Origin of the sequence: Nocardia sp. NPDC019395, assembly GCF_040632335.1 — a bacterium.
GTDB lineage: Bacteria > Actinomycetota > Actinomycetes > Mycobacteriales > Mycobacteriaceae > Nocardia.
On the sequence record NZ_JBEYBT010000001.1, the window covers coordinates 1,278,171 to 1,294,080 of the forward strand.

15 protein-coding genes are annotated in these 15,910 nt (G+C 66.4%); 6 read left to right on the forward strand and 9 right to left on the reverse strand.

All coding sequences use genetic code 11. The features are described from left to right. Nucleotides 1-60: 60 nt before the first annotated feature. The 3 genes from ABZ827_RS05275 to ABZ827_RS05285 are packed head-to-tail and all read right to left on the reverse strand — an operon-like array spanning nucleotide 61 to nucleotide 2,501. A complete protein-coding gene (locus ABZ827_RS05275) occupies nucleotides 61-570 on the reverse strand; it encodes an SRPBCC family protein (protein WP_357233015.1) in 510 nt (169 codons plus the stop codon). Between the two features lie 21 nt (nucleotides 571-591). Further along, a complete protein-coding gene (locus tag ABZ827_RS05280) occupies nucleotides 592-1,623 on the reverse strand; it encodes a PDR/VanB family oxidoreductase (RefSeq protein WP_357233016.1) in 1,032 nt (343 codons plus the stop codon). Continuing rightward, on the reverse strand, nucleotides 1,620-2,501 hold the full coding sequence (locus ABZ827_RS05285; RefSeq protein ID WP_357233018.1) for a metal-dependent hydrolase: 882 nt from the start codon (nucleotides 2,499-2,501) through the stop codon (nucleotides 1,620-1,622). The genes ABZ827_RS05280 and ABZ827_RS05285 overlap by 4 nt, the downstream gene beginning before the upstream one ends. Before the next feature lie 97 nt (nucleotides 2,502-2,598). Between ABZ827_RS05285 and ABZ827_RS05290 the strand changes: the two genes are divergently transcribed. Both ABZ827_RS05290 and ABZ827_RS05295 read left to right on the forward strand, forming a co-directional pair. After that, nucleotides 2,599-3,222 (forward strand): helix-turn-helix domain-containing protein, encoded by a 624-nt coding sequence (locus ABZ827_RS05290; protein ID WP_357233020.1) that lies wholly within the window; start codon nucleotides 2,599-2,601, stop codon nucleotides 3,220-3,222. Between the two features lie 153 nt (nucleotides 3,223-3,375). Continuing rightward, nucleotides 3,376-3,846 (forward strand): SRPBCC family protein, encoded by a 471-nt coding sequence (locus ABZ827_RS05295; protein WP_357233022.1) that lies wholly within the window; start codon nucleotides 3,376-3,378, stop codon nucleotides 3,844-3,846. Nucleotides 3,847-3,955: 109 nt separating this feature from the next. Here ABZ827_RS05295 and ABZ827_RS05300 read toward each other — a convergent pair whose 3' ends face one another. From ABZ827_RS05300 to ABZ827_RS05310, 3 genes are all read right to left on the reverse strand, one after another. Beyond that, nucleotides 3,956-4,528 (reverse strand): hypothetical protein, encoded by a 573-nt coding sequence (locus tag ABZ827_RS05300; protein ID WP_357233024.1) that lies wholly within the window; start codon nucleotides 4,526-4,528, stop codon nucleotides 3,956-3,958. A 306-nt stretch (nucleotides 4,529-4,834) separates the two neighbouring features. Further along, nucleotides 4,835-5,998: a lipase family protein gene (locus ABZ827_RS05305; protein ID WP_357234510.1), complete on the reverse strand. Its 1,164-nt coding sequence runs from the start codon at nucleotides 5,996-5,998 to the stop codon at nucleotides 4,835-4,837. Nucleotides 5,999-6,432: 434 nt separating this feature from the next. Beyond that, nucleotides 6,433-7,923, reverse strand: a complete 1,491-nt coding sequence (locus tag ABZ827_RS05310; protein ID WP_357234513.1) for an NAD(P)/FAD-dependent oxidoreductase — start codon at nucleotides 7,921-7,923, stop codon at nucleotides 6,433-6,435. Between the two features lie 37 nt (nucleotides 7,924-7,960). Here ABZ827_RS05310 and ABZ827_RS05315 point away from each other — a divergent pair, with 37 nt between their 5' ends. Both ABZ827_RS05315 and ABZ827_RS05320 read left to right on the forward strand, forming a co-directional pair. Next, complete coding sequence (locus ABZ827_RS05315) at nucleotides 7,961-8,626, forward strand: TetR/AcrR family transcriptional regulator (protein ID WP_357233026.1); 666 nt, start codon at nucleotides 7,961-7,963, stop codon at nucleotides 8,624-8,626. A gap of 63 nt (nucleotides 8,627-8,689) precedes the next feature. Beyond that, complete coding sequence (locus ABZ827_RS05320) at nucleotides 8,690-9,859, forward strand: alpha/beta hydrolase (protein ID WP_357233027.1); 1,170 nt, start codon at nucleotides 8,690-8,692, stop codon at nucleotides 9,857-9,859. Here the strand turns inward: ABZ827_RS05320 and ABZ827_RS05325 are convergent. Next, a complete protein-coding gene (locus tag ABZ827_RS05325) occupies nucleotides 9,816-10,418 on the reverse strand; it encodes a TetR family transcriptional regulator (protein WP_357233029.1) in 603 nt (200 codons plus the stop codon). The two genes, ABZ827_RS05320 and ABZ827_RS05325, sit on opposite strands and share 44 nt — an antisense overlap. Nucleotides 10,419-10,516: 98 nt before the next feature. Here ABZ827_RS05325 and ABZ827_RS05330 point away from each other — a divergent pair, with 98 nt between their 5' ends. Further along, nucleotides 10,517-11,662: an FAD-dependent oxidoreductase gene (locus ABZ827_RS05330; protein ID WP_357233031.1), complete on the forward strand. Its 1,146-nt coding sequence runs from the start codon at nucleotides 10,517-10,519 to the stop codon at nucleotides 11,660-11,662. Between the two features lie 71 nt (nucleotides 11,663-11,733). Here the strand turns inward: ABZ827_RS05330 and ABZ827_RS05335 are convergent, their stop codons facing one another. Beyond that, complete coding sequence (locus ABZ827_RS05335; protein ID WP_357233033.1) at nucleotides 11,734-13,191, reverse strand: ATP-binding protein; 1,458 nt, start codon at nucleotides 13,189-13,191, stop codon at nucleotides 11,734-11,736. Nucleotides 13,192-13,202: 11 nt separating this feature from the next. Continuing rightward, nucleotides 13,203-14,870 (reverse strand): FAD-dependent oxidoreductase, encoded by a 1,668-nt coding sequence (locus tag ABZ827_RS05340; protein ID WP_357233035.1) that lies wholly within the window; start codon nucleotides 14,868-14,870, stop codon nucleotides 13,203-13,205. A gap of 312 nt (nucleotides 14,871-15,182) precedes the next feature. On the opposite strand from ABZ827_RS05340, the gene ABZ827_RS05345 reads away from it, so the two are divergent. Further along, complete coding sequence (locus ABZ827_RS05345) at nucleotides 15,183-15,809, forward strand: PRC-barrel domain-containing protein (RefSeq protein WP_357233037.1); 627 nt, start codon at nucleotides 15,183-15,185, stop codon at nucleotides 15,807-15,809. The last annotated feature ends 101 nt before the right edge of the window (nucleotides 15,810-15,910 follow it).

Consider the following 15,910-nt stretch of genomic DNA (forward strand, 5'->3'; position numbering starts at 1 on the left):
TCTCCCTCGGGATAGATATCAGCGGTCGGCGGAGGCCGCAGCGTTTGCGGAGGTATCGCGTCATCGGCGGATCCTCGCGGATTCCGCGCGCACCCGCCGGGTGGTGCCCTCGGCGATGGTTTTGGTGACCAGGCGGTTGACCGGGCTCGCCGCGGCGAGCAACGGCTGTAGCAGCGGATTGCCCTCCAGCGCGAATGTCCAGACCAACCGGGTGCCTGTGGCCAGGGGCAGCAGCGTGAGATCTTCCGCGAAACGGCGCAGACCCGGAATCGAGGCGTTGTCGGCGGTGAAGGTCATCCGCGAATTCTCGTCCCAGCGGTAGAAACGCTCCTCGAGGCACAGAAAGCCGCCCAGGGTCACCTCGCGAGTGGTGCCGATACCGAACGGGCGTGGTGCGGTCCACCGGGCATCGGTGACGACCGGCGCCCACGACACCAGGGCGTCGTCGGCGGTCAGAGCGTCCCAGACCTGCTGTGCCGAGGCCCGGATATCGACGATATGGGTGTAGCGCCGGGCCGCGGTATCGAGGAATGTGTCGTCGGCGGCGACGAGCGGGAATCGGGTACGCATGGTGCTGCAGGCCTTTCGCATTCAGAGATCGAGAACCAACGGCCCGCCCGCGGACCGGGACACACAGACGAGCATGTGATCGGGGCGTTCGGTATCGGGCAGCGAGCGGTCGCGGTGGTCGATATCCCCGGCCAGGACCTTGGTCTTGCAGGTACCGCAGAACCCTTGGCGGCAGGAGAAGGCGGTATCGGGCCGCACCCGGCGGATCGCGTCGAGCGCGGTTTCCGCGGCGTCCACCCGCACGTGCAGGCCGGAGGAAGCCAGCGTGAGGTCGAATTCGTGGCCGTCGATCACCGGTGGTGCCGAGAAACGTTCGGTGTGCAGCGATCCGCTCGGATTCACCGTGAAATGGCAACGCTGGGCGGCTTCCAGAACCGGCGGGGGCCCGCAGACATAGACTGCCGACCCCGGCGGCGCTCCGGCCAGTATCCCGGGAATATCGGGTGTGCCGTACTCGTCGTCCGGCCGGATCTCGGCGCCGTCGGGCAACTCGTCGAGGAAGGGCATGGTCGCCCGGGAGCGGCCCAGATAGACCAGCCGCCCCCGGGCGCCGGCGACCTGTGCCATCGGCAGGATCGGTGTGATGCCGATCCCGGCGGCGACGAACAGGTACCGCGGGGCGGAGTCCACGAAGGTGAAGGCGTTGCGGGGCCCCCGGATCCGGAGTGCGACACCGGGCCGGAGTTCGTGGACCTCCAGCGATCCGCCGCCACCGCCGGGAAGCCGCCGCACGGCGATGCGATACCGGGAGAGGTCCCGCGGATCGCCGCACAGCGAATACTGGCGCTGCCGGCCCGAGGGCAGGAATACGTCGATATGCGAACCGGGGCGCCAGGCGGGCAGTTGCTGTCCGTCGGTGCGGACCAGCGTCAGCGAGACCACATCCTCGGCCTCGGTACGCACCGTCTCGATCGTGACGTCCAGGTCGAACCCGCTGCGCCGCACCGGGCTGGGCGGCGAGAGGGCCGGATTGGTGAAAATCTTTTTGTAGACGTCCACGGCGGCCCCGAGCAGGCGCAGGCCCGGCGAGGGAGCCTTCTCGGTGGTGTTCATCCGCGGGCCGCGGGGGAGTGCGCGAGATAGCGCAGGGCGTTGTCCATCGATCCCAGTTGTGAGGGATGGAAGCTCGGCCGCAGGTACCGTGGCATCTCGGTGAAGAACGTCGTGAAGCTCGGAATGACGCCCCGCAGGGTAGCGCTGATGAACTGCTGACCCCAGAAGCGGCCCTTGGCCGGGCTCGGATCCTTGCGGTAGAGGTAGGCGGTGGAGATGACGAACAGCGGCAACAGCATCCCACTGGCGAGCAGGCCGGTGCGGAGCCGGCGCGCGTAACCGCCGTCGACATGCATATAGGCGTCGAATACCACGCTCCGGTGCTCGACCTCCTCGGCACCGTGCCAGCGCACCAGATCCAGCATCGTCGGGTGCATACCGAGTTCCGCGAGGACTTCCGATTCGAGCAGCCACTCACCGATCACCGCGGTGAAATGCTCCATTCCGGCGAAGAGTCCCAAGCGTTCCTTGAGCCACTCCTGTTCGGCCCGGCCGGCCAGTCCGTGATCGCCCAGCACCCGGTCGACGAGCCAGCCGATTTTCGCGACATAGGACTCGACGTCCAAGCCGATCGACTGCAGATGGTTGCGGGCACCCTCGTGACTGCCGGCGTGCATGGACTCCTGGCCGATGAAACCGGTTACCTCTTCGCGGAGTCGCTCGTCGGAGATGAACGGCAACGCCTCGGCCAGGCAGGTGGCCATGGCGCGTTCCCCTTCGGGCAGCACCAGGTGCATGACGTTGGTGACATGGGTCGCCAGGACTTCCCCCGGGATGTAGTGCATCGGCACGGTCGAGAAATCGAAGTGGACGTCCCGCGCGTGGATCGCGTGCGCTTCTTCCCGGTAGGGGCGGGTCGGTGCGCTGTCATCAGCCATACCCTGACCGTACAATGCAACATATTCCCTTGCAATGTGGTTGCAACGAAATCTATCGATTTGTTGCAACAGGCGGCTTCGCTGCTAGCGTGGTCGCGTGTCCGCCCCCGCCCCTACCTCGAAAGACCCGTTTCCCGACGAGATCGAGGAGCGCATCCTCGACGCGGCGCGTCTGCAGTTCGAACGTCTGGGCGTCAAGAAGACGACCATCGGGGATATCGCCCGCCAGGCGGCCGTCGACCGCGGCACCATCTATCGGCGCATCGGGTCGCGTGACGATCTGGTGCGTGCGGTCACCGCGCGGGAAGTGCGCAACCTGCTCGACGAACTGGAGGCCATTCCCGCCCGGCACGAGAAGATCGACGCGGTGATCGTGGATCTCTTCGTCACGGTGATCACGCGCTGGCGTGAGCATCGGCTGGTCAACCGTGTCCTGGCCGTCGAACCGGGCCGGTTGCTGCCGCAGCTGACGATCGAGGGTGGAGCGTTCTTCACGATGGCGATCACCGCGACGACAACCCTTCTGGGCCGGGCTTTCCGGGAGCGGCGGCTGCCGGATATTCCCGACCTCGGCATTCGTGTCGAAGTGGCCGCCCGGGTGGTCCACTCGCTGATCCTGCAGCCCGTCGGTGCTGTCGGTCTCGAAACCGAGGACCGGCTGGCCGAATTCGCGTACTCACATATCGCGCCGTTGATCACCGGCCGGGCTTCGGCCGCCTGATCGCCTGCCGGAACGGTGGCTGTTCCGGGCCGGGTATCGGGCGCTCGAGTCCGGTGAGCGGATAGCTGCCGGTATTGCGCGACAGCGTCTACTATGGGGTGTAGTAGACGCTGTCGATGCCGCAACAGCCGGAATCCGGCCGGGAGGTTCATCATGGAGACGATCACCGTCGAGCGCACCGTCGCCGCGCCCGCTTCCGCGGTCTTCGAATGGATCAGCAACGCGCACAACTACACTCGAATTCCGCTGGTCCTGTACGAGCGGTTGCGTGTGCCCGGTGCCGAGGCGCCCTACGGGCGCGGCGCGGTACGTTTCCTGGTCTGGGTCGTGGGGATCTTCTGGGAGCGGATTACCGCGTATGATCCGCCCCGCTCGTTCGAATATCACGTCTATCGCAGCATTCCACCGTCCCGGCACGAGATGGGCCGGGTGGATTTCACCGAGACCGCCGCTGGTACCCGGGTGGTGTGGACGACAACCGTCGAACTGCGTTTTCCGCTCATCGGTCCCCTGCTGACGCGGCGGGTAGCGCGCCCGCTGCTGACCTATGCGTTCCGGCGAGTACTCGAGACGGCGGCAGCCGAACTCGCCGGAAAACCGGGTACCGCACGTGGCGAACGGTGATCGGAATTCCGCCGGAATGGGGAATCCGTTCCGGCGGATACGTCGCCCGTGCCGGCCCGGGTGGTTTGTTCGCCCGTCCGCACCATCGAGATGCGGACGGGGCGTTCCTTCACCGGCTCGCGTATACGACGAGGAGATCACGCATGGCGCGGATTTCTCGATTCGCCTCGCTCAGGGCCGTCCGGAGGCGGAGGTTCTCGTCGAGGAGATCGTCGAGGTTACCGTTCGAATCCATTGCCGTATCGGCGGATCGGACGTGAACCAGTTCCGCGGCGGGTGCCGTTTCGGGTTCGGGAACCAGACGCGGGCTCTCATCGGCGCCGGTATCGGTCGCCTGGGACCCGGTGTTCTCGGGAGCCGTTTCCTGCTCGGGCCGCGCGGTCGGTTCCTGCTCCGGTTCCACCGCCGGGGTCACGGTAGCGGCCGCCGCGGCGACGGGAGTATCGCCGGTCCGGGTACGGCGCCGGCGTTTCTGTGGTGCCGGAGCGGGGTCCGGAGTTGCGGCGGGCTCGGGAAGCCCCGCGGCCTTGACCCAATTGGCGAGTGTGTTCGTCGACGGCTGCCCCCCTTCGCGTTCGGAGACGGCAGTGCACGCCGCGTTGAGTGTTTTGCCCTGGGTGACAAGTTTTTTCACCCGGTTGACGAGTTTGGTCTGATCCCGCTTCGAGTAACGCACTGCCATCCCTTTGCCTCCTGAACTCCGAGCACTTGCTGGAGAATTGAACCATTGCGCAGTCGTTCTCGTCCCGGCGGGGCAACGATATCGAGGAGGAAAGGCAGGCGAGGGATCTGTATCGTCGTGCGATTGCCTTTGTGGGCAATGATTTACGAGGGTGATCGCGGGGCGGAATGCTCCGATTCGCGATAGTGGGTCCCGCCGGAACGGTGCGGAGCAGTAAGACCGCGGCCGCGGCCAGGCCTGCTCGGCGACTTCCGACCGACCTACTGGCGAGACGAGCATTTCTGCCCGCCTCGCCGGTCCATACTGTCAGCAGCCCGTGGGCACCGGATCACCGCGGAAGCGAGCCTCCACGAAGTTCCACGCGTCACCGAAACCCGCCACTGCCGCGGTCATATGCTCGGCGATATCGTAGGTGGTCAGTTTCACCGGTGCGCCGGCGGCGCAGGCGCGGCCGGCGTATTCGGCCACCCCGTCGTATGGCGTGAGAGTGTCGAATCGGCCGTGCCAGAGATAGGTGGGCATCGCCGGATAATCGTCGAAATATCGCAGACTGTTCTCGTGCAACACCTCGCGCGCCTCCGGACTGTCCATCAGGCTTTTCGAGGCCGCCATCTGCTCGGCACTGCGGAAAGCGCCGTGGAACAGCAGGAACCGGCGGCACGCGTCATGGGTGAATTCGCGGAACCACAGGCCGTTCTCGTTGAGCTGATCCGAGATCGGCAGCCGATGCGGGTATTCGCGTTCGAGGCCCATGGCGGCGGCGAAGGCGAGACCGAAACCCGGGTGCGGTGCGAAACCGAGTCCCAGCGCCATCTCTTCCAGATCCGCCGGGATCCCGCCCGCGACCACGGCGTCGATCTTCAGTTCCGGGGCGTAGGACGGCTGCAGTGCCGCGGCCCATCCGGTGGCGAGCCCACCTCCGGAGTATCCGGCGACAGCGACCGGTGCGTCCGCCAAGCCCAGTTCGGCGACCCGCTGGACAGCGCGCACGCTGTCGAGAGTCACCATCCCGCTGAGCCGGCCGGCGGCGTAGGCGACATTGGGCCCCAGATAGTCGGGTACCGAGATCGCCCAGCCGCGGCCGATCGGCAGCATCGCCCCGACAGCGTCCTGGAGCTCGCCGTTGAACAGGGAACGCGAAGGATTGCATCGGGTGCCGAGCGAATTGATCAACGCCTGGTAGGAGACCAGTGGCGGGTGGGCGACACCGATCGGCATGAGGACGGTCGTCATACCCATGATCGGCTCGCCCTGGGAGTTGGTCGACCGGAACGCGACCTGGTGCCCCTCGGTGCCGACGTAGAGGCCGGTATCGATTTTCCGGGTACGAACCACGTCGCCGGGCCGGAGGTCGCCCAGGTTGTCGGGTGCGGTGTAGAAGGGGTCCGGATCGGGCTGGGGATACAGCGGTTCGGCTTTCGCCTCGACGCCGAACAACCCCACCGATACGAGGGACAGCAGCAAGATCAGGAATCGGGTGGAAACTCTGAACACGATCTTCTTTCGGACAGCAGGAAGCGACCCGGCGGTGATGGACGCGGCACTCGTAGTGCCGTGGTGCCAGTCGCCGAGGGGTGAAAGGCGAAACTCGCGCGGTCGACGGCGGCCGCCGCGGCACGGCCGGCCGGTGTGACCCGGAGGCAGTGAGCGTGGTGATCGCTCGAACGAACTGTCTCCGTTGGCTTGTGGCCGTGGCTCAGTTCCGCGCGTGGCGGCTTACTTTACGACGCGCACTGATCCTAGCGGTCGGCTCGAGCCGCGTACACGGATGATTCTGCGGGACCTCACAAGGAACGATCGGAGCCTTCTCCACGGGTCACAAGTCCGTGCCCTCGGCGGCCGGTGGAGGTGGCCGGCGGCGCTTGCGATGCCGGCTCGGGCGGAGCGCTTCCGCCGACGCCCGGTCAGCGGATCGGGCCGTAGGAGTAATCGTCGAGCGGGAACCGCACGGCCTCACGGTGGGCGTTGACGGTACTGGTGGGCCGCAGTAGTGCCGCTTCGCCGTGCTGGTTGAAATAGTAGCTGCGGGCGGTGGTGCAGTCGCCGCCGTAGAACACCGAGGAATCGAGCTTCTCGGTCACCCGCTCCAGGAATTCGGTATTGGCGCGTTCGGTGACCTCGAAGGTCGTCTCGTTCCGGCGGAACAACTCGCCGAAGAGCCGTCCCATATGTTTCATCTGCGCCTCGATGGTGGTGAAGTACGACAAACCGCTGTAGGAATACGGGCTGTTGAGGCTCAGAAAATTGGGGAATTTCGGCACAGTTATTCCCTCATAGGCCTGGAATCGGTTCTCGCGCCAGAATTTTCCGAGGTTCACGCCGTCGCGGCCGATGATCTCGAGGGCCGGGAAGTTGACGTCCCAGAGGTTGAACCCGGTGGCCAGGACGAGGGTGTCGGCAGCGGTTTTCGTACCGTCCGCGGTGACGATCCCGTCGGATTCGACGCGTTCGATCGCGTTGGTCTCCAACCGGACGTGGGGTTTGTTGAACGTCACGAAGTAGTGGTTGGAGAACGTGGGTCGTTTGCAGCCGAAATCGTAGTGGGGCGTCAACTGCTCCCGGAGACGTTCGTCGTGGACCTGGGCGCGCAGATGTGCCTTTGCCAGCAGGGCGGCCGCCTTGTTCAAGGGTCGTGCCTGCTTGTAGTGCAGAACTCCGATGACCATGAGGGCTTCGAGCATGGTCGTATTGGCCATGCGGGCGGCCTTCTGGGTGAGCGGTACGCGCGCGAAGAGCCGCTGCACCGCGGACGGTATCGGCATATCGATCTTGGGAACAACCCAGATCGGTGTGCGCTGGAATACGGTGAGTTCACCGGCCCGGGAGGCGATCTCGGGAACCAGTTGCACACCGGTGGCGCCGGTGCCGATGATCGCGACCCGGCGGCCGGTGAGATCGTAGGTGTCGTCCCACGCCGTGGTGTGGATTATCTTGCCCGCGAAGGAGTCGATCCCGGGGAAGGCCGGCGTGTAGGGCTGGGACAGGAAACCCGTCGCGGTCAGCAGATAGCGCGCGGTGAGTGTTTCCCCGCCCGCGAGCGTGACCACCCAGCACTGCTGCCCGGCATCCCAGTGGGCGCTCTCGACCGTCGTATCGAAACGCATCCGGTCGCGCAAGCGGTACTTGTCCGCGACATGGTCGGCGTATTTCTTCAGTTCGGCACCGGGTGCGAACAGCCGCGACCAGAACGGATTGGGTTCGAAGGAGTACGAGTAGGTCACCGAGGCGATATCGACGGCGAGGCCCGGATAGCGGTTGACGAACCAGGTTCCGCCCAGATCGGACTCGCGTTCGAGGATGACGAAATTGCCGAGGCCGAGGCGGTCGAGCTGGATACCGGCCCCCATTCCGCCGAATCCCGCACCGATCACGACGGCGTCGTATCGAGGTGCCACGTCGAACCTCCCAGCGATCTGAACCACTCGTCACAGAATGACACATCATTCCGTTCCTGATGACAGTATCATCGAGCGCGTGACGAAGCCATCGACGCGGGCCGAACGCCGGAAGGCGGAGCTGCGACAGGAGATCATCGATACCGCCTTCGTCTGTTTCGCGGAGAAGGGCTATCACTCGACCGGTATCGCCGATATCGCGGCTGCGCTGGGAATCGGGCACGGCACCTTCTACCGGTACTTCAGCAATAAGCGCGACATCATCGACCATGTGATCGACGATCTGGCCGCCCGCATCGTCGGCGCCCTGGGCACCGACAACGCTCCCGACGCCGCGAGCACACTGGACGAGTACCGGGAACAGATCGAACGAATCGGCGTCGCGCTCACCGGGATCCTGATCGAGGACCGTCGCGTGGCACAGTTGCTGCTCTTCCACGCCACCGGTATCGACGACGAGCTCACCCGGCGCCTCTACGGTCTGCTCGATACCGCCGATGCCCTGACCACCGGATACCTCGAACACGGGGTGGAGCGCGGCTATCTGCGCGCGGATCTCGATACCCGCAACACCGCGCGCGCGGTCACCGGGATGTTGCTCGCCGGGGTCGTGCACGGACTGCGTGATCCGGACGAGAACTCCATCACAGCCTTGAACGAGGCGATTCGCCGATTGCTGGTCGACGGGGTCGCGAAGGGCTGACGGGCGGTACGAACGCGCCGCGATCGCCGAGCGATCGCCGGGTGAACGCATACAGTGGAGTTCATGTCGCCGATGGACGAATGGCATCCGTCCACCGTCGGTGACTGGAGCGACGAACGCCGTAGAGCCCGGTGGCGCGAGACGCGTATCGGCTACCGGTGGAAGGCGTTGCGTCGCACCAGGCTGGCGTTGTTGCGGGTTGCCGTACTACTGATGATCGCACTTGTCGCGTTCGCGCAGTACTGGGAGCACGATGTGGCGCCGGAACGCGCGCGGCTGGCACGGACCGAACCCGCGCTGTTGCCGGTCGCCGCGCCGTTCGATCCCGCTGATCGGGATACCGCTGTTGTCGATCTGGTCGGTCTGGGTGGTTTGAACGCCAGCGCCACCGCTGCCGCATTGCCTTCACTGCGGGAGATGGGCGGGGTCTGGGCGATCCGTTATGACAACCGCGGTATCGATACCCAGGTGATCGCCGATCTGGTCGTTCGTGCCGCGGTCATGTCGGGTGTACGCAATATCGTGCTGACGGGACACAGTATGGGCGGGGTGATCGCGCTGGAGGTGGCCCGGCATATCCACACCGGAAGCGACCGGCGGCTGGTCGGGGTGCTCCTGGATTGCACGCCGCTCGACCTGGACGCTGTCCGGCCCGAAAGCCGCGGTCTCGGTGAGGATATGGTCCGCTGGATGGGCTGGTTGCCCGGTGCGCGGGAGAGTCGCGGGCTGCGGACCGCGGTGGAGACCTATTCCCGCCGTGAGTCGTTCCTCGACGACAGCGGTGTGCCCGGTATCCGGTTCGCCGAGTTCCGCCGTGCGGTCGAGCAGGTCTTGCGGGACAAGATATTCAACGACGATGCCGCGAGCAACGGCCTTATCGAAGCGCAGTTCCTGGCGATCGTGGCCGGTGGCGCGACCAACGATCTGCGTGCGCTGTCCCGTGCGGAGCGTGGCAAACCCCGCCCCGCCATCGTCTTCATCCGGCCGCACGACGCGACCCGGGACCGTGTCGTCGACGTCGCGTACACCCATCAGGTCCTGGTCGATCAGGTCGGCGGTATCGACGGGAATCTGCTCGTGGTGAAGCCGTACGGTACCGGGCACGCGAATCCGCGCCAGCGCCCGTCCGAATACAACAAGGTGATCGCGCAGCAGGTGCTGCCGTTCGTCGAACGATACGAGGACCAGATCATGGCGGCGTCGGGCGCGGCGGCGCCGGCGCCGCCGCGGTGAGGTCCGAGCCGGGTGTGCCGGTGAGATAGCGCTGAATCGTCGGCCCGAGCCAGTCGACGACCTCCTGACGCGACAACTCCGCGAGTGGCGGAAAGGCCAGGATGAATCGGCACAGGGCCATGCCCAGGATCTGTGAGGCCGCCAGGCCGGCGCGGGTCGGCCCCTCGCGGGGGTCGATACCCGCGGCCGCGACCACCGGCGCGAGCTGGGTTGCGAAGATATCCCGCATCCGTTCGGCGACGGCTTCGTTGGTGACTCCGGCCCGCAGCAGAATGAGCAGGCCTTCGTCGCGCTCCCAGCGCTCGAGGAAGTGGGCGACCAGCGCGTTGCCGATCTCCTCCCGGGGGTGGTCCATGAGGGCGGGTAGCTCCAGATCGAATTCGGCCGCGGCCGCGAACAGCCGTTCCTTGTTGCCGTAGTACCGCATCACCATGGCCGGGTCGATCCCGGCGTCGGCCGCGATGGATCGGATGGTGGCGCGGTCGTAGCCGTCGGCAGCGAATCGTTCGCGCGCCGCGGCGAGGATGCCGGCCTTCGTTTCGCCCGAAGTCCTTCTCATGTCAACAAGTGTAGGCCAACAGTCGTTGACTTCGTGTCCGGGGCGGATTATCGTCGATGCCAACAAGTGTTGACCTCGCGGAGAGCAGGTAACGGGCAATGACGAACGCAATCGCAGACGTCCTGGTGGTCGGGGCCGGTCCGGTCGGTCTGAGTGCCGCGGTCGTACTGCGGCAGCTCGGCCACCAGGTGGTGATCGTCGACAGCCAGAGCGCGGGCGCCAACACTTCGCGCGCCGCGGCAGTGCACTCACGCACCCTCGAACTGCTCGAGCCCTACGGGGTGACCACGAGTCTGGTGCGGCGCGGCGTGCACGCCTCGACCTTCACGGTCCGTGACCGCGACAGGGTCCTGATGGAGGTCGGCTTCGAAGCTCTGCCGACCGCCTATCCCTACACTCTGATGATCTCGCAGGCCGATACCGAACAGTTCCTGTTGCGGCGGCTCACCGACCTCGGTACTTCGGTGCTCCGCCCGGCGACAGTGCGCGCCGTCGCCCAGGAAGCGGATCTGGTCACCGCGACACTCTCCGACGGCACACAGCTGCGGGCCCGGTATCTCATCGGCGCCGACGGGATGCGCAGCCTCGTGCGTGACCGGGCCGGAATCGGATTCGCGGGCGGTAGCTACGCCGAATCGTTCACTCTCGCCGACGTGCACATCTCCGGCGGCGTGCCGAGCGAAGAGGTCATCCTGTACTTCTCGCCGGCCGGTCTGGTGGTCATCGCGCCGCTGCCCGACAACAGGTACCGCATCGTTGCCACGGTCGACGAGGCGCCGCATGAACCGGATACCGCCTTCGTACAGCGGCTACTGGACGACCGCGGCCCGCGGTCGGAGCGCGCCGTGGTCTCGGATGTCGTGTGGGGGTCCCGTTTCCGCGTGCACCACCGCATCGCCGACAGCTTCCGAAACGGCCGGATCCTGCTGGCCGGCGATTCCGCTCACGTCCATTCGCCGGCCGGGGGCCAGGGAATGAATCTGGGTATCGAAGACGCGGTGACCACCGGCCGGGTCCTCGCGCGGGTATTCGCCGGAGAACCGGACAGCCTGCTGGACGAGCACGTGGCAGCCCGTCGCCGGGCCGCGCGGACCGTCGTCTCCACCACGAGCCGGTTGACCGATCTGGGAACGGCTCCCGCCGCGACGCGGCCGATCCGCAACACCGCTCTCGGCCTGGTGGGGAAGGTGCCCGCGGTACGCCGCCGGGTCGCCCTCCGCCTGTCCGGCCTCGACCGCCGCTGAGGCGGGTACCTTTTCCCGTCAGGGACGCACCGAGGCATACTTCGCGGCCGGCGAAATCTCCGCCCAGCCGATCATGTACCGGCGACTGCGCTGACCGAGGATTCATCGGGGCCGGGCCGGGTGAGCGGTAGCCATACGGTGAAACACGTATCACCCGGGCGTGATTCGACCCGGATATCCCCGCCGTGCTTGTGCACCACGATCCGGAACGAGATATCCAGGCCGAGGCCCGTGCCCTCACCGACCGGTTTGGTGGTGAAGAACGGTTCGAAGATGCGGCCTTGCGCATCCTCCGGAATACCGGGGCCGGTGTCGGCGATCTCGACGACCGCGCAATCGTCCTCGTGCCGGGTGCGGACGGTGAGAGTTCCGCGGCCGGCCATCGAGTACACGGCGTTATCGATCAGGTTGGTCCACACCTGATTCAGTTCCGCGGCGTAGCAGGGCACCGCGGGCAGGGCGCGGTCGTAATCCTTGACCACCTCGATCGTGTCGCCGATCTTGCGGCTGAGCATCACCAGCGTGCTGTCGAGCAATTCGTGCAGATCCACTACCTGGAACGGGGCCCGGTCCATCTGCGAATACTGTTTGGCCGCGCCCACCAGGGTGGAGATACGGGTGGTCGAATCCGCGATCTCGTTCATCAGGAGTTCGGTTTCGATGGTGTAGTTCAGCCATCGAAACGCGCCCTCGACCACCTGGGGTGGGCAGCCTTCGAGGGTGGCGGATACCCGCTCCAGCCAATCGGTGTCGAACCCGGCCTGCACGAAATTCGGGGCGATATCCCAGCCGTCCCGGATGCCGTGATCGTCGAGCCAGTCGCCGAGCACATCCTCGCGGTCGGCGGCCTCGAGCGGGGACAGCTCCGGCGCCTTGGCGACCTGCGCGGCCGCCTCCTCCTGTAACCGCACCAGTGTTTCCAGGACAGCGGTATCGAACTTGCCCTGGGCCATCATCGCCAGCTTGTGCCGCATCCCGGCCACCCGATCGCGCAGGCCGGAGGTCGCCCGTACCGCGGCCGCGGCCGGGTTGTTGAGTTCGTGGGTCAGCCCCGCCGACAGTGAGCCGAGTGCGAGCAGTCGTTCCCGCTGGGCGATCCGGGCATTGGTGTTGCGGTTACCGAAGAATGCCCCTTCCAGCAGATGAACGGCCATCGGGAACCAGTCGTGCATCATGCGGGCGAAGATCTGCGCGTCGAGTACGAAGAACCGCGAGGGCCTGGTGACATACAGCGAAGAGGCGTAATGGGTTTCGGCGCGTTCACCGAGGTACGCCGTCCAGGCACCGGCATACGATCCGCGGTGGCCGGTGTGCACCATTTCGATCTCCCGGCCCGCCGAGAGCTTGGTGAGGCGTACTTCGCCGTCCATCAGCACGTAGAAACATGTCGCCGGATCGCCTTCGCGGTATACGGGCCCGGGGTCGAGATATTCGATACGGCCGTCGGCGCACAGCCACGCCAGCTGGTCGTCGTCGAGCTTCTCGAACAGGAACAGTGTCCGCAGTTCGGCGGGATCGCAGATACTCATCCCTCACCCTCCTATGCCAGGTACCTGTGTACGAGCATGACCGCCATGGCGCCTTCACCGACCGCGGACGCGACCCGCTTGGCGGATTCGGCGTGGACATCGCCGGCGACGAACACCCCGGGCACGCTGGTCTCCAGATGATGGGGCGGGCGGGGCAGCTCCCAGCCCACCGGCCGGTCACCATCCACGAGCAGATCGGGGCCGGCCAGTACGTAACCGCCGGCGTCGCGGTGCACCACCCCGTCGAGCCATTCCGTCTGCGGTGCGGCCCCGATGAACAGGAAAAGCCGCTCGGCGGGAGTTTTCTCCTCGACACCCGTCCGGTTGTCGCGCAGGACGACGGTGTGCAGATGGTCGGCGCCGTCCACCGCGACGACCTCGGTCTCGGTGTGTACCCGAATGCTGGGAACCTGGGCTATCTGCTGGACCAGGTAGTGGGACATGGATTTCTCCAGCGATTCGGCCCGGACCACGAGATGGACCGTGCGGGCGTTCCGGGACAGGAACATCGCCGCCTGACCGGCCGAGTTCGCGCCGCCGACGATATAGACGTCGTGGCCGGCGCATTCCGCGGCTTCGGTCATCGCCGAGCCGTAGTAGACGCCACGGCCGGTGTAGTCGTCCACGCCGTGCCCGGTATGGCGGCGGTAATCGACACCGGTGGCGATGATGACCGTATGCCCGGACAGGGCGCCGCCGTCGGCGAAGCGCACGGTCCGGGCCGAACCGTTCACTTCGAGCCCGGTGACCTCCCGCGTGGTGATCACCTCGGCACCGAACTTCGCGGCCTGACGGCGGGCCCGGTCGGCCAGTTGCGCGCCGGACAGGCCGTCCGGGAATCCGAGGTAGTTCTCGATCCGTGAACTCTGCCCCGCCTGACCCCCGGTGGCGGTGCGCTCGACCAGGAGCGTTCGCAGTCCCTCCGAGGCGCCGTACACGGCGGCGCCCAGCCCGGCGGGTCCGCCGCCGACAACGATCAGATCGTAGAAATCGCCGGCCGGTTCGGTGCTCAATCCGACGCTCTCCGCGAGTTCGCCGTCGCTGGGCTGGACGAGCGCCCGGCCGCTCTCGGTGATCACCACCGGACATCGGCGCGGATCGGCACCGGCGGCCTCCAGCAGTCGCGCGCCCTCGGGTTCCTCGGCCAGGAACCAGCGGTACGGAAGCTGGTTCCGCGCCAGGAACTCCCTGACCTGGGAGGACCGGGGCGACCATCGGTTGCCGATGACCTTGGTTCCGTGCACCGGCCGGTGATCACTACTTCGCCACGCGTCGAGGAGCGTGTCCAGGACGGGATAGAGCTTCTCCTCCGGCGGGTCCCAGGGTTTGAGCAGATAGTGGTCGAGATCCACGACATTGATCGCATCGATCGCGGCGCTCGTATCGGCGTATGCGGTGAGCAATACGCGCCGGGCGTGCGGATGCAGGTCCATGGCCTGTTCTAGGAACTCGATGCCGTCCATACCCGGCATGCGGAAGTCGGCGATGAGCACCGCCACCGGCTGCCCGCGCAGCTTCAGCTCCCGCAGTGCTTCGAGTGCCTGCGGCCCGGATTCGGCGCGCAGGATGCGATAGTCGGCGCCGTAGCGGCGGCGCAGGTCGCGGACGACCGCCCGCGACACTCCGGGGTCGTCGTCGACGCTCAGAATGGCGGGCTTGGAGACAGTCGGGGAGCTCACTGGTCGAGTATGCCCGCAGACGCGGTGTCGTGGGAGGTCGCGGGCACCGCCGGACACCCGGCCGAGGTCCATGTCACGGATACGGCCGCCGCGTTTTGTTGCCGATCGATTGCCCAGGAGTTATGAAACCGCCATCCACGGCTGGTGGACTGTGATGGCAGTGCGCACCCAGGTGTTTGCACGCCGATGTGCCGGGTAGTTGCCGGTGATGTAGCCGATCGGCACTCCGCACCGGGTGCCCGGCAGTCGACGACACCGGGCAACGCCACTCGGTTCGCCGATCACGTATCGGACGAGAAGCGAGGAGGAGATATGGCTCAGCAGGTGGGAGATCTGATCGGAGACGCCGTCTACGACGTGGGCGGCGACAAGATCGGCAAGGTGAAGCGGGTCTACGTCGACAATGTTTCCGGCGCGGCGACCTGGGCATCGGTGAGCACCGGGTTCTTCCGCGACGATTCGCTGGTACCGCTGGCTGGTGCGCAGCTGTATCAGGACTCGGGCGAGCTGCAGGTCCGTGTCCACAAGGAAGCGGTGCGCACCGCGCCGCATCTGGAACATGACGGCCTGATCAGTCAGGAATCCGAGGACGAGCTGTTCGTCCACTACGGGTTCGATCCCGGCGGCGCCGGCCGCGACGACTACGGGCGGCACGCAGCGCAGCCCGGTGGCGGCGCGATGGCCGCGGGCGGTGCGGCGGCGGGCGCGGGCGGTATGCCGGAACCACGGACGGAGCCCGAGCCCATTGTGCGGCGCCCGGAACAGGAGCGGAACATCGGCAGTGAACGGCAGGAGGCCGGATGGGACGAGGAGTCCGTTTCGGTCGAGCGGGTCCGTTCGTCGGCCGACGGGGTCGAAGAAGAACAAACCTTCTCCGACACGGTCCGCAGGGGACAGACGAGCACGGAGGACATCGACCGCGACGACAACCGCCGCTGATTCTCTCCGAAGAGGAGATCCCGGGTGGTCGACCCGGGATCTCCTTCTTTCGATGTGTCATCGACCCCGGTGAGCAGAGTGACGCGGTGACCGGTGCGGCG